A 13,193-nucleotide genomic window follows, 5' to 3' on the forward strand; every position below is an offset into this window, starting at 1 on the left:
TTTCCGTCACCCAAGAATTTCGCCATGCTGTCAGAAAAATTGGAAAGCCTTTCCCGCAAGACCCAGTCCATTTTGGCCCGCAGTGCCGACAGGCAGTTGCGACTGGCGGTGACCGGTTTGGCCGGCGCCGGAAAAACCGCCTTTATCACCGGGTTGGTTAACCAACTGCTCAGTGCTGAGGCCGGCAAGTCGTTGCCCCTTTGGCAGGTATGCCGGGAGGGGCGCTTGCGTGGCGTTCAGCGCGCCATGCAACCGGACTTGGACATTGCCAGTTTTGACTATCAGGGAGCCATGGACAGCCTGCTGGCGGAAACGCCCACATGGCCCGAGTCGACCCGCAACCTGTCAGAAATTCGCTTGGCCATCCGCTTTGAGCCACGTCAGGGCCTGAGGGCCAAATTCAGCGAATCTGCCACCTTGTATCTGGACATAGTGGACTATCCCGGCGAATGGCTGCTAGATTTACCCATGCTGCGCCAGGATTTTGAGCACTGGAGCGCCTCGGTATTTGAAGCACTGAAACGTCGCAATAGCTGCACGGAATTGGAAGCTTTTCTGGCGGCCGTAGGCGCCCTGGATCCGGAAGACCCGGCCGATGAAGCCAGGCTGGATGCCATTGCGGTGTTGTATCGCAACTATCTTCAGGCGGCTGTGCATCAGCAAGGTTATTATCTGGCTCAGCCCGGTCGTATGCTGTTGCCCGGCGAGCTTGAAGGCACCCCCTTGCTGGCATTTTTTCCGCTGCCCCCGGGGACGGGTATGGCGGCAGGCAGTATCCGTGAGGTGTTGACCCGCCGTTATCAATCCTATGTCAGCAAGGTGGTTAAACCCTTTTTCCAGAATCACTTTGCCGGATTCGACCGCCAGTTGGTGCTGGTGGATTGTTTTACGGCCCTCAACCGCGGCCACAGTCAATTCAACGATATGAGTGCGGCCTTGAACGGCATTCTCGAGAGTTTTCAGTTCGGTAAAAGCAGTTGGTTCAGGCGATTGTTTGCACCGCGAATCGACAAGTTATTGTTTGCCGCCAGTAAGATAGATCACGTCAGTCGCGATCAGCAGGGCCATGTGTTGTCCCTGCTGCGGGAGTTACTGTCCTCCGGCGAACATTTTGCCAGGTTTGAAGGCTCCCAGGTGGAAGCCATGGCCATCAGCGCCATCAAGGCGACACGTCATGGCATGGTCAACACCCCTGAAGGGGAAGTGGAAGTGGTCCAGGGACGGGCGCTGGACAGCGGCAAAGCACAAACACTGTTCCCCGGCGAAGTACCTGCTCACTTACCGGCTGCAGATTTTTGGCAGCAACAGGGTTTTGAGTTTGCCATGTTTGCTCCGCCGTTGACGGGCCCCAAGGGACGCTTTGAGCATATCCGTCTGGATCATCTGCTGGATTACCTGCTGGCGGATAAACTGAAATGAAGCAAGAGGTTATTTAATGCAGTCCAAACCTGATATGCCGTCCCTGGCCCGGCGCCGGGATTTCAGTGACAGCCCGGTGGGCAATCTGGCTGAGGGAGAATCCAAGGCCGAACTCAAGGGAAAACTGGATTTCGATGCCGATGTGCCCCTGAGTGAAACCGAGCTGGAACAGGCGGTTGATAGCCTGCCGTCCTTGCCCTTGCTTCAGGGGCGTCGTTGGCGCCCACTTACCCGCGCCATGCTGTGGTCACTGGGGGCTCTGGTGCTGACACAAACCGGGCTTGGCTTGTGGGACGCCTGGCATCAAAGCCCCTGGTTATTTGGGCTTTATAGCCTGGTAACCGCCCTGGTGCTGGCCTGGGGAGGCAGTGCGGCACTGCGTGAATATCGATTGCTGCAACGCCTTAAGGGGGCCGAAGATTTGCGCGAGCAGGGCCACAGACTCAGCGCAAGTATGCAGATGGGGGAGGCCGATGGCTTTATTGCCAAGCTTGGAATTGAAAATGAGCCCGAGGGCTGGCGCCATTACCTCAGCCTGTGCAGTGATGAGCACAACGACGCCGAGAAATTGAAACTGTTTGAGGCCTGCGTCATCACGCGCCAGGATGAGCGCGCCAGACGACTGGTGAACCGCTATGCCATGGAAGCTGCGGCCCTGTTGGCGGCGAGTCCACTGGCGTTGCTGGATATGGGGATCATGCTGTGGCGCAATCAAAGAATGATCCGCGAGGTGGCGCTTTGCTATGGGGTGGAATTGGGGTACTGGAGCCGAATTCGCCTTATCCGCGGCATACTGCTCAATATCTTTTATGCCGGCACATCGGAACTGGTAACCGATCTGGGGACCCAGCTTTTGTCCGTGGAGATGACGGGCAAGCTGTCGGCACGCCTGGGGCAGGGCCTTGGCGGCGGCTTGCTGACCGCCCGGCTTGGTTATCAGGCCATGGCCCTGTGCCGGCCACTGCGCTTCAATGAGACCAATAAACCCCGCCTGTCACGTTTGCACCAGCAATTGCTTGCTGATCTCAGGACCCGGTTCTCCGGCGCTCTGAATGGCTCGATGGATAGCCGTCCGCAACGTAACAAAGATTTTACAAATCAGTGACATTTATTTGCCCTGCCACCCTTGGCAGGGCCCGCCCAGTCGTTATGTTAATCCCCACGCCATCACAACCTGAATTCTTATTAAGATGGCGCTTTTGGGGAGTTTAAGATGCTTGAGAAAAGAAAGCTGGCCACCGAAGTGATTCACGCGGGCCATGAGCGCAACCAGCAGGGAGCCCTGGTAAGCCCCCTCTATCAAAGCGCCACCTTTGTCTTTGACAATGCCGCCCAGGGCGGTGCCCGGTTTGCCGGTGATGAAGAAGGCTATATCTATACCCGCCTGGGCAATCCCACCACGGCCGAGCTGGAGCGCAAACTGGCCGTGCTTGAAGGCGCAGAAGCCGCTGCGGCCTGTGCATCCGGGATGGCGGCGGTGTCAGCGGCCCTGTTGGCCAACTTATCCCAGGGTGAGCATCTGGTGGCCTCCCGTGCCGTCTATGGTTGCACTTTTTCTTTAATGACCAAACTGATGAGCCGCTTTGGTATCGAAGTCACCTTGGTGGACTTTACCAAGCCCGAGGCCATTGAAGCCGCAATCCGTCCCAACACCCGGGTGATTTTCTGTGAAACTCCGGTCAATCCTCATCTGGAAGTGTTTGATATAGATGCCATCGCAGCCATAGGCAAGCGCCATGGTGTGATGACCATAGTGGACAACACCTTTATGACTCCCTTGCTGCAACGGCCACTTGAGCACGGCATTGATATGGTGATCCACAGCGCCACCAAGTATCTCAATGGTCATGGAGACGTGATTGCCGGTATGGTGTGTGGCAGCACGGAGCAGATTAACAAGGTCAAATATGAGCTGATCAAGGACGTGGGGGCCGTGATGTCCCCCAATGATGCCTGGCTTATTCTGCGTGGTATGAAGACCCTGGATGTGCGTCTGGAGCGCCATTGTGACAACGCCGAAAAGCTGGCCCGTTTCCTTGATGCCCACCCGGCGGTGGAGCGGGTGTTTTATCCAGGCCTTGAGCATCATCAGGGCCACAGGTTCCTTGGCAAGCAAATGAAACGGGCCGGTGGTGTGCTGGCATTCGAACTCAAGACCGACTTCCAGGGGGCCATGGCCTTTGTTGACAGTCTGCAACTGTTCACCATAGCTGTCAGTCTCGGGGATGCCGAATCCCTTATTCAGCATCCTGCATCCATGACCCACTCACCCTATACGCCTGAGGCACGCGCGGAAGCCGGGATCAGCGACAATCTGCTTCGAATATCGGCTGGCCTGGAAGATGTGGATGACTTGATTTTCGATTTGTCTGAGGCCCTGAACAGGTTGTAACAGGCGCAATTTGGCAGTTTGACGTTTGCTGGCTACATTTTATCCATGGCCAAGGAGAAGGATACCAGGCCATGGGTAATCAACAGGAACGTCAAGGAGAAACCAATGAAGCCAATGTTACTCTGTTCAATCTTAGCTCTGACCTTAGGTGGCCCCATGGCCATTGCCGGCGAGGGCGAAACCAATAAGGTGCCAGAGGCCGCAGTGATGGCCAAGGTCAATACCAGCAAGGTCAATATCAACACCGCCACTGAAGCCGAGTTGCAGTTGCTCAAGGGTGTTGGGCCGGCCAAGGCCAAGGCGATTATCGAATATCGCAACCAATATGGTCGCTTCAGCACGGTTGATGATTTGGCCAATGTTTCCGGCATAGGCTTGAAACTGGTTGAAAGCAATCGCGATATTATCAGCCTGTAGCTGATACCCTAATGCAGAAAATCCGCGTCCCTTGTGATGCGGATTTTTTTTGGCTGCCATGTGCTGGCGTCCGTGGTCGCCGAAGCAAATAACGTCAGTAAACGCCTAACTTATGTTCAGTCAGGTCATCGGAGAGAGGCCCGGCCGGGGTTTTACTTGATTTATCAGTTTGCCTTGGGGATAATCCGTCCCGTTCCAGAACCTTTCTGGAAATCTATGGTGACCCCAGGGTCCCCCCGCAATGATAACCTGTGAACTCGGCCAGGTCCGGAAGGAAGCAACCGCAGCAGGCGACTCGTGTGCCGGGGTGTGGCTCTGGGGGAACCTCCAAACCTTACTCTTCCTGAGCTTCCCGCAATCTCTGTTGATTCCGTTTCTTCAAAAATGCCCGGGATCGTTCCAGCGCCGCCTGTATTTCATTCTTCATCTGTTGCAGCTCGTGGTAATCCTCGAAGAAATAGGCGTCCACCAGATGGCGTATGTATCTGACCGGCAGTTGATTCAGGGTGATGCAGCTTAAATCCGCCAGATAGTCCTCAGGTAATTCATCCATCAGGCCTTCATCGGAGAGGATCTCCATCAACAGCACTTCATAATAATTACGGATCTCAAGTTGCATAGGTGACTCCCGGAGTTCTTATGGCCATAAGTGATTGGCTGCAAGGAATAATTGGCTGTGCCTTTGCGTTAATTGTAGTGGATCCGGACTATAGCCGCCGCCAATGACGGCCGCCAATGGGATGCCCCTCTGTTTGGCCTGGGTTAACAGGCTCAAATCACGAAGATATAGCCCCTGCAGAGACACGGACAAGAGCCCAAGCGCGTCATCGGCATGGATATCCACTCCCGCATCATAGAGAATGATGTCCGGTTTTTCCAGTTCCAGCAGATAGTTAACCGTGGTATTCACGCTGTCCAGGTATTCGTTGTCCCCGGTCCCCGGCGCCAGGGCTATATCATAGTCGGATTGGGGTTTGCGGGCGGGGAAGTTGGCATCGCAGTGGAATGAGCAACTGACGATATCCCGATCGCCTGCGGTCAGGGTGGCGGTACCATCGCCCTGATGCACATCGCAGTCGATGATCATGACCTTGTCCACCTCACCGCTGTCGAGCAGCTGCCTGGCGGCGAACACCAGATCGTTGAATACACAGTAACCGCTGCCGAAATCGTGATGTGCATGGTGGTAACCACCGGCCAAATGCAGGGCAATACCCTGATCCAGTGCCCGGCGGGCACACAGGGCGGTTCCGGCTACCGAGTGCAGGGTGCGGGTCACCAGATGCTGGCTCCAGGGAAATCCCAAACGGCGTATGGCTTTGGCATCCAGGGTTCCCTGAATAAATGCCTGTACATAGCCGGCATCATGTACCCGCTCCAGTTCGGCAGCGTGGGTTGGTTGAGGACTGATAAATTGCTGCTCGGATGCCAATCCTGAATTCAACAGATAGTGGTACAGGTGGGCATACTTGCTGATGGGAAATCGGTGTTTGGGAGGTAACGCCAGCCTGGAATAGCTGGCGTGATAGACGAGCGGGATCATCAGAGTTGCTTGATGGCCCAGCTCATGAATTCTTTGCGGGTCGCATCATCGGCTTGAAGCCACCAATATTGCAGCATCTGTTGGGCATGGATAGGGCTGTCCCCCTGGGGGGCGACTGCCGGTGCCGGCTGAGGCTCTGCCGTTGTTGTCGGCTTGACCTGGGCGCCCCCGGTAGCGGCAGCCACTGCGGCTTCGACATCCACTCCCCTGTTGCCGGTAAACAGCCGGGATACAAAACTTTCCTCTTCTATGTCCGTTTGCTCCAGACTGAATGCCACCGACTTGTCTGTGCTGCTGATGACCTCAATTTTCGGTGCCTTGGCATACTCTTTGGGCTTGACTATGGCTTTGCCGCCGGCGGGACGCAATTGGTATTGCTGCTCACCTTTGACCGTCAGGGTCAGGATGAAGGGGGCCGATTTGACGAAGCTTTGGCTGTCGCTGAAATCGTCCTCAACCATGTCGTGATAACGTATGGCCACCTTATGGGTGCCGGGTGTGAGGTTCAGTTCGGATTGATGGCTAAAGCTGTTGGTCGCAATTTCCTTGCCATTGAGGGCCAGATATTCGAACGCCATGGGAATTTTCAGTGTGGCGGCGAAAACAGAGGATGAGGTAACAAGACCCACGAGGGCGGCGATGGACACAAAGGATTTCATTGTTGCTCCTTAACGATTTTGACTCTGATACGGCCGTTCGAATGCCTGGATCCTGTCTTCGATATAGCTGATGGCCTGGCGGCATTTGCCTAAGCGACGGTGCATCAAAAGGATCTCATTTTGCAGCTTGATTTTGTCAGCACTGTGACAATTATCAAGCCCGGTTTCCAGTTGCGCGATTTTTGACTCTATTTTTCGTGCCCAGTTCAAATGTTTGTTCAACTCTTCATACAATTGATGGCTGTTTTGCATCACGCCGGCGGCAATCCAGTCAAAACCGCTGCTGTTGTGGGCCTGTTTTTGTCTTTGATGACTGCGGTTGCGGGCGCTTTGACGTGCCTGGGTGGCAGACTTGAGATTGATGCCCGTGGTGGTCAGGGCCCGTTTGACGGCGGTGAATCTGTCCTGGATCCGCTCGCAACTGGCCACAATGGTTGCCGCTGACAGGCCCAGGGTCAGCCTCTGCTCCAACTGTTTGATATCTTTTGCTATCTGACCAATACAGGGCGCTAGTTGAGCGCCACTTTGGATGAACAGACCATCGTTGAACCTTTCCACATCCTGAATCAGCTTGCGTTGCTGCGGCGCCAGTGCGGCATCGTGCCTGAGCACTTCCTGCTCCAGCTGCGCCAATTGCTCTTTGAGCTTTTCTATCAGTTGCGCTCTGTTCAAAACCGGGCTCTCCTCGCCAACGCCGTTATTCGATTACCCGTCGGTAGGGGGGTAGGGCATCCAGCAAGGACTTGCCATAGCGCTTACTGACCAGACGCCTGTCCAATATGGTGATCCTGCCATAGTCCTGCTCTTTACGCAGCAGGCGGCCACAACTTTGTACCAGTTTACGGGAGGCATCGGGTATGGTCAGTTGCAAAAAAGGATTGCCGCCCCTGGCCTTGACGTACTCGGCATGGGCCTGCTCCACCGGTGAGGTGGGTACGGCGAAGGGCAGTTTGGTGATGATAAGGTTGGTGAGGTAGTCACCGGGCAGGTCCAGACCTTCGGAAAAACTACCGGTACCGAACAGCACACTGGGTAAGCCCTTATCGCAGCGTTCTTTATGGGTATCAAGTAATTGCTGCCGGGGGGCGCTGCCCTGGAGCAGCAAGGGCACCTTGAGCTTGCCTTCAATCAATTCAGCCACTTTTTCCATTTGCCAGTAGGAGGCAAACAGCACCAGGCTCGCCATCTCATCGGCTGTGTACTGATGGACCAATTCCGCCAATTCTGCCGTGTAGGCATCGTCCGTGGGCTCGGTGCGCATTTTGGGCAGGAATAAGGTGGCATTGTTTTCAAAATCAAAGGGCGATTGCAATGCCAGGAAGCGGCTGCCATCGTTAAGCGACAACCCCACCTGATGGGCAAAATAGTCGAATTGGTTTACCGCCCTCAGGGTCGCGCTGCAGAGCACCACACCGGCCGCTTTTTCCCACAGCATGGACTCCAGCATGAAACCCACCTCTATGGGGGAGGAGCAAAAAAGGAAGTCCTGCTGCTTACCCGGCATCAACTCAATCCAGCGTGCCGTGGGGGCGCCTTTCTTGCTGTCCTCTTTGGCCATCATCTTCCACAGCTTATGTAAGTTCTCCAGTCGCTGCAGCATAAAGCCGGTTTCGCTTTGCAGGCTGTCGGCCTGATGTCTGGGAATGTCGCCGTCCTTGATGGCCTCGGCCAGCAGCAATTGCATTTTATTGAATTGTTTCAGTGCCGATGAAGAGGCCGTGGCCAGGTTTTCCGCATGGCACTTGAGTACCTCGGGCAATTCACCATTGGTAAAGCGCAGGCGGTTTTCCGGATTGTCAAACTTTGCCAATTGGCCGTCGCAAAAATGGGCCACCTGATTGAGCTGGGCGCACAGATCCGTCACATGGTCCTGCATTGCCTGGGCCGGGGCGATAATGTTGTTGCTCTTTATCTGGTGCTGCAATTTGGCCGCGGTTTTGCCAATTTTCTCCAGCCAGTCACAGGCACCCCGCAAGGTGGCCTGGGCGCTGGAAAAATCCCGCGCCACTATGGGCAGATGATGGGCTTCGTCTATGACGTAAAAGACATCTTCCGGATCCGGCAGTATCACACCTCCGCCCAATTCCAGATCGGCAAACAGCAGGCTGTGGTTGGCGATCAGCACATCCCAGGTATCCACATCTTCACGGGCCTTGTGGAAGGGACACTGCCTGTGACTGGCTTGCTGTCTGTGACAGCTGTGCTTGTCGCAGGCGATTTGCTGCCATAAATGGTCGGGCAGGGGCACTTCAAGGGTGTCCAGCTCACCATTCCAGCGGCCCTTATGGAAGTCCTGATGCAATTTTTGCAGCAATTCCACCTGTGCTGTGTCGGGTTTGGTCTGCCACATGGCCATCTGGGTGCCATTGTTGTCGCCGATGAGCATTTCGAGCTTGGCCAGACAAACATAGCGCTGGCGCCCCTTGACCAAACCGAAACGGAAGTTGAGTCCCGACTGTTCTTTAAAAAAGGGCAGATCTTTATTCAGCAATTGCTCCTGCAGAGCCACGGTGGCGGTGGCAATGCAGACCTTTTTTTTGCTTTCCAGCGCCAGCGGGATAGTACCGAGAATATAGGACAGGGATTTACCAATACCCGTGCCGGCCTCAACCACTATGATGCGCCTGTGTTTGTCGTAGTCACCTGCCAGGGTCTTGGAGATCTCTGCCACCATATAGTTTTGTTCGCGCCGGGAACGGAAATGGGGCAGCGATTGGGCTATGTCTTTATAGATGGCCCGAATTTGGGTTTTCACTTTTTCTGGCAGCATGTCAGGCTCTGTGCTCTCGATAATGCTGTACATAATAACAGTGATTGCTTAGGCTAAGAACCATTAATTCGTCACGCCTGTCACTTGCAAGCCTTTATCTGTGGTCGTGCCCATGTCTGTTCCCGGCAATCATCATTTATCCAGCCCAGTCACCTCGGTGATTAGCGGGCGCATCCTGACCCGGGCAAACAGGCTTGAGCAGGGACAGTCTGTGCTGGAATATTATGTGGCCACAGCGCAGGGCCCGGTCCAGGTGATTGTCAGGGATCAGCCCTGGCTTGCCTTTTGCCATCAGCAGGACGCGCTGCAATTAAAGCGAGCCGTGGCACAGGCTGGTGGCCAGATTAAGCCGCTGAGCCTTAAAAGCTTCGAGGGGCAGGCGGTCAGCGCGCTCTATTCAGCTTCAGCCCGGGCCCACAGGCAAGTGCGGCGGATGGCAACCGATATGGGTATTCGCCTGTTTGAGGATGATATCAGGCCGGAGCAACGATTTTTAATTGAGCGTTTCGTGGCCTTGGATGCCGAGTTTTCTGGCTATGAAGTGGAGTGCCTTGCCGGTGTGCGCCGGTTTGAGGCCCAAAGGGTCAGGTGCGCTTCGCAGGATCCGGGGGTAAGCCTTAAGGCCGTATCTGTTGATCTCGAGTGCAGCATGCAGGGCGAGCTCTATTCCATAGGTTTCTTCGGCGATGTTGCGCCCTTGGTCATTATGGTCGGGCAGGCGGGGGAGGCCAGGGCGGCGCCAAGCGACTGTGATATCCAATGGGCCAGCGATGAAAAAGCGCTGCTGGAAGCCATCATAGCTTGGTTTGCAGCAGCCGATCCCGACATCATCATAGGTTGGTCAATAGTGGGGTTTGATTTGTCCCTGCTAAGCCGCCGCGCGCAACACCATGGCCTTTCACTCACCATTGGCCGGGGAGGCAGCGAGCTTGGCTGGAAAGTCGCCGATAAGCACAGACCCGAAACCCTGGATTTACCGGGCCGGGTGGTGCTCGATGGCATTGATTGGCTCAAGGCCGCCTTCTTCCAGTTCGACAGTTTTTCTCTGCAGTCCGTGGCTTCTGCCTTGCTGGGCAAGGGGAAGGCAATCGATAAGGTGGACGACAGGGGGGAGGAAATCACCCGCTTATTCCTGGAGGACAAACCGGCGCTGGCCCGTTACAACCTGATGGACTGCCAACTGGTGTGGGAAATCTTTGCCCACACTCACCTGTTTGAGTTTGCCCTGGAGCGGGCCAGATTGACGGGTCTTGAACTGGGGCGGGTCGGCGCATCGGTGGCGGCATTTACCCACCTCTATCTGCCTCATCTACACCGGCAAGGTTATGTGGCACCGGCCATGGGAGCCGTTCCCGGGCAGGACAGCCCCGGGGGATATGTGATGGATTCGCTTCCAGGGCTGTATCGCAATATTTTGGTGCTGGACTTCAAGAGTTTGTATCCCTCGATTATCCGCAGTTTTTTAATCGATCCCAAGGGCTTGATAGAAGGACTTCAGGAAAGCGAGCAAGACTCGGTTCCCGGTTTCAGAGGCGCCAGGTTCAGCCGCAAGCAACCTATTTTGCCAGGCATTATCGCCACTTTGGCCGCTCGCAGGGAAGAAGCCAAACGGGACGGTAACGCGCCCTTGTCCCAGGCTATCAAGATCATCATGAATTCCCTCTACGGGGTGCTTGGCTCCAGCGGTTGTGTATTCCACGACACCAGACTTGCCAGTTCCATCACCCTGCGGGGCCATGAAATCATGCGCCAGACCCGCGCCTGGATTGAAGAACTGGGTTACCAGGTGATCTACGGTGACACGGACTCTACCTTTGTCTGGCTTGGGGATGAGGCGGCAGATGCCGATGCTACCGGGAAAATGCTTGTGAACCGGGTCAATGGGCTTTGGCGTGACAGGTTGTGGCAGGAATGGCAGTTGGAAAGTTTTCTGGAACTGGAATATGAGCGTCACTACCGGCATTTTTTTATGCCGACCTTGAGGCACTCTGCCGAAGGCAGCAAAAAGCGCTATGTGGGGGAATATGACGATCATGGTCAGTCCCGCATAGTGTTCAAGGGAATGGAGCAGGTTCGCAGTGACTGGAGTCCACTGGCTAAGCGATTACAGCATGAGCTTTATCGCAGACTCTTTGCCGGTGAAGATATGGTTGCTTACATCAAGGACAATATTGATGCCCTGTTTAAAGGTGACCTGGATGATGAGTTGGTGTTCCGCAAGCGTCTGAGGCGAAAGCTTGTTGACTACAGTGCTTCGGCACCCCATGTGAAGGCGGCCAGAGCGTTACTCGAGAGTACCGGCGATCCGGTTTGGGGCCAAAGAGGCGCCAGAATAGAGTACGTGATGACGACTCAAGGGGCAGAGCCGCTGCAGCTTAGCCGGCAGCCAATAGATTATGAATATTATCTTGAGAAACAGATCCGGCCGATTGTCGATCCTGTATTTTCTGTTTTGGATATTAATTACAGCGAAATGCTGGGTAAACAGTTGTTGTTAATTTAATGTATGAATTGGTTATTTAAGGTGTAATGTGGTTACCTGGCTGTTTTAATGGCTGGCTAATTAAGTTCCAATTAATAAAAATCGTGAACGAACCGCTGTTTGGACCGGCTTTTCCTTTGTGCAGCTTGACCGACTTTGTTAATCTCAGCTTTAACGGATTGTAATTTAATTACGGAATTAGTGATTCAGTCATTCCAAAGGTAAGCATTATGAAAAAGACTCTCATCGCAGCCGCCATAGCGGCAATCGCCATTGCACCGGGAGCCAGCGCAATCGAAGTGTATAAGGACAGCAAAAACGCCGTCGCTATAGGTGGTTTTGTGGATGCCAGGGTGATCCATACCCAGGATACAACCGAAGTGGTCAATGGCGCTTCCCGGATCAATTTCGATTTCAACCGGCAACTCAAGGATGGCTGGCGTGCTTTCGCCATGCTGGAATGGGGAGTGAATCCCTTTGGCAGCTCGGAAATTGTTTATAACAACAAGTTCGAGTCGGTGCAGGAAGAGTTTTTTTATAACCGTTTGGGATATGCAGGTATTGCTCACGACCAATATGGTTCGCTGACCATAGGTAAGCAATGGGGCGCCTGGTATGACGTGGTTTACAGCACCAACCTGGGTTTTGTATGGGACGGGAATGCGGCCGGTGTCTACACCTTTAACAAAGACGATGGCGCAATTAACGGCACAGGTCGTGGTGACAAAGTTGTACAATATCGCAATGCCTTTGGCGATATCAGTTTTGCCGTGCAGGTACAGCTGAAGAACAGTAGCTTTTATACCTGTGATGCCGAGGATATCAGCCAGCAGGATTGTGAGTTGCTTTGGCAGGGCGGTGCCGCCGATGCCCAGCAGGTCGATTTTAACTATACCTATGGCGGTTCTGTTACCTACCAGTTGGCTGAACAGCTGACGTTGGCAGCCGGTATCAATCGGGGGGAATTCGACGTCTTGTACGGCACAGGTGAGCAAATTACCGCGGTAGACCTTATTTATGGTGTGGGCCTGACCTATGGCAACTTTGATGCCGAAGGGCTGTATGTGGCGGTTAACGCAAACAAAAATGAAAACCATGACACCGACAATATAGGACGTCTTATCCGGGATGCCTATGGCCTTGAATCCCTCATGTCTTATCGATTTGATAATGATTTCAGAGTGTTGTTGTCATATAACCTGTTGAATGCCGGCGATGACTACGTCATTCAGCCAAACAACACGGACCCTCAGGATGTATTCAAGCGTCAATTTGTTGTAATGGGACTGCATTACATCTGGGATAAAGACACAGTGCTTTATATAGAAGGGCGCAAGGATTTCAGCGACTTCAGCAGTGCCGATGCGGCTCAGGAAGCGAGAATGTCCGTTTCTGAAGACGACGGTATTGCGATAGGCATTCGGTATACTCTTTGAGCCGTATCCCCACAAACCCATAGGACATTAAATAGCCAGGTTTTGCCTGGCTATTTTTATTAAAAATTTTTTGGA

Annotated in this window: 11 protein-coding genes and 1 other RNA gene; 7 read left to right on the top strand and 5 right to left on the bottom strand. The window is 54.1% G+C overall.

Features of this window, described 5'->3' with window-relative positions:
- Window positions 1-24: 24 nt before the first annotated feature.
- The 5 genes from JYB85_RS06640 to ffs all read left to right on the top strand — a co-directional run bounded on the left by JYB85_RS06640 (window position 25) and on the right by ffs (window position 4,550).
- Window positions 25-1,419: a YcjX family GTP-binding protein gene (locus JYB85_RS06640; protein ID WP_207381559.1), complete on the top strand. Its 1,395-nt coding sequence runs from the start codon at window positions 25-27 to the stop codon at window positions 1,417-1,419.
- 16 nt (window positions 1,420-1,435) lie between these two features.
- Window positions 1,436-2,524: a TIGR01620 family protein gene (locus JYB85_RS06645; protein ID WP_207381560.1), complete on the top strand. Its 1,089-nt coding sequence runs from the start codon at window positions 1,436-1,438 to the stop codon at window positions 2,522-2,524.
- A gap of 108 nt (window positions 2,525-2,632) precedes the next feature.
- On the top strand, window positions 2,633-3,811 hold the full coding sequence (gene megL / locus JYB85_RS06650; protein ID WP_207322586.1) for a methionine gamma-lyase: 1,179 nt from the start codon (window positions 2,633-2,635) through the stop codon (window positions 3,809-3,811).
- Window positions 3,812-3,916: 105 nt separating this feature from the next.
- Window positions 3,917-4,228, top strand: coding sequence for a ComEA family DNA-binding protein (locus JYB85_RS18975; RefSeq protein WP_324032884.1), 312 nt, complete (start codon window positions 3,917-3,919; stop codon window positions 4,226-4,228).
- Window positions 4,229-4,453: 225 nt separating this feature from the next.
- Window positions 4,454-4,550: signal recognition particle sRNA small type (gene ffs / locus JYB85_RS06660), an RNA gene on the top strand.
- A 12-nt stretch (window positions 4,551-4,562) separates the two neighbouring features.
- On the opposite strand, the gene JYB85_RS06665 is transcribed toward ffs, so the two are convergent.
- From JYB85_RS06665 to dinG, 5 genes are read right to left on the bottom strand one after another with little or no spacing between them, the layout of a single operon-like run.
- Window positions 4,563-4,847, bottom strand: coding sequence for a late competence development ComFB family protein (locus tag JYB85_RS06665; protein WP_207322588.1), 285 nt, complete (start codon window positions 4,845-4,847; stop codon window positions 4,563-4,565).
- Between the two features lie 18 nt (window positions 4,848-4,865).
- Complete coding sequence (locus tag JYB85_RS06670; RefSeq protein WP_207381562.1) at window positions 4,866-5,771, bottom strand: histone deacetylase family protein; 906 nt, start codon at window positions 5,769-5,771, stop codon at window positions 4,866-4,868.
- Window positions 5,771-6,430, bottom strand: a complete 660-nt coding sequence (locus tag JYB85_RS06675) for a DUF2057 domain-containing protein (protein WP_207381563.1) — start codon at window positions 6,428-6,430, stop codon at window positions 5,771-5,773. The genes JYB85_RS06670 and JYB85_RS06675 overlap by 1 nt, the downstream gene beginning before the upstream one ends.
- 9 nt (window positions 6,431-6,439) lie before the next feature.
- Window positions 6,440-7,102, bottom strand: coding sequence for a primosomal replication protein (locus tag JYB85_RS06680; RefSeq protein WP_207381564.1), 663 nt, complete (start codon window positions 7,100-7,102; stop codon window positions 6,440-6,442).
- A 25-nt stretch (window positions 7,103-7,127) separates the two neighbouring features.
- Window positions 7,128-9,200 (bottom strand): ATP-dependent DNA helicase DinG, encoded by a 2,073-nt coding sequence (gene dinG / locus JYB85_RS06685; protein WP_207381565.1) that lies wholly within the window; start codon window positions 9,198-9,200, stop codon window positions 7,128-7,130.
- A gap of 112 nt (window positions 9,201-9,312) precedes the next feature.
- Between dinG and JYB85_RS06690 the strand changes: the two genes are divergently transcribed.
- Together JYB85_RS06690 and JYB85_RS06695 are read left to right on the top strand one after the other, a co-directional pair.
- Window positions 9,313-11,703, top strand: coding sequence for a DNA polymerase II (locus JYB85_RS06690; RefSeq protein WP_207381566.1), 2,391 nt, complete (start codon window positions 9,313-9,315; stop codon window positions 11,701-11,703).
- Window positions 11,704-11,912: 209 nt separating this feature from the next.
- Window positions 11,913-13,118 carry a porin gene (locus JYB85_RS06695; protein ID WP_207381567.1) on the top strand — a complete coding sequence of 402 codons (1,206 nt, stop codon included), beginning with the start codon at window positions 11,913-11,915 and terminating at the stop codon, window positions 13,116-13,118.
- The last annotated feature ends 75 nt before the right edge of the window (window positions 13,119-13,193 follow it).

This window comes from Shewanella sedimentimangrovi (genome assembly GCF_017354965.1).
In the GTDB taxonomy this organism is placed as follows: domain Bacteria; phylum Pseudomonadota; class Gammaproteobacteria; order Enterobacterales; family Shewanellaceae; genus Shewanella; species Shewanella cyperi.

Excerpts from the sequence above, each read along its gene's own strand:
- JYB85_RS06640 (WP_207381559.1), top strand. The coding sequence starts at position 25 with ATGCTGTCAGAAAAATTGGAAAGCCTTTCCCGCAAGACCCAGTCCATT.
- JYB85_RS06645 (WP_207381560.1), top strand. The coding sequence starts at position 1,436 with ATGCAGTCCAAACCTGATATGCCGTCCCTGGCCCGGCGCCGGGATTTC.
- megL (WP_207322586.1), top strand. The coding sequence starts at position 2,633 with ATGCTTGAGAAAAGAAAGCTGGCCACCGAAGTGATTCACGCGGGCCAT.
- JYB85_RS18975 (WP_324032884.1), top strand. The coding sequence starts at position 3,917 with ATGAAGCCAATGTTACTCTGTTCAATCTTAGCTCTGACCTTAGGTGGC.
- JYB85_RS06665 (WP_207322588.1), bottom strand. The coding sequence starts at position 4,847 with ATGCAACTTGAGATCCGTAATTATTATGAAGTGCTGTTGATGGAGATC.
- JYB85_RS06670 (WP_207381562.1), bottom strand. The coding sequence starts at position 5,771 with ATGATCCCGCTCGTCTATCACGCCAGCTATTCCAGGCTGGCGTTACCT.
- JYB85_RS06675 (WP_207381563.1), bottom strand. The coding sequence starts at position 6,430 with ATGAAATCCTTTGTGTCCATCGCCGCCCTCGTGGGTCTTGTTACCTCA.
- dinG (WP_207381565.1), bottom strand. The coding sequence starts at position 9,200 with ATGCTGCCAGAAAAAGTGAAAACCCAAATTCGGGCCATCTATAAAGAC.
- JYB85_RS06690 (WP_207381566.1), top strand. The coding sequence starts at position 9,313 with ATGTCTGTTCCCGGCAATCATCATTTATCCAGCCCAGTCACCTCGGTG.
- JYB85_RS06695 (WP_207381567.1), top strand. The coding sequence starts at position 11,913 with ATGAAAAAGACTCTCATCGCAGCCGCCATAGCGGCAATCGCCATTGCA.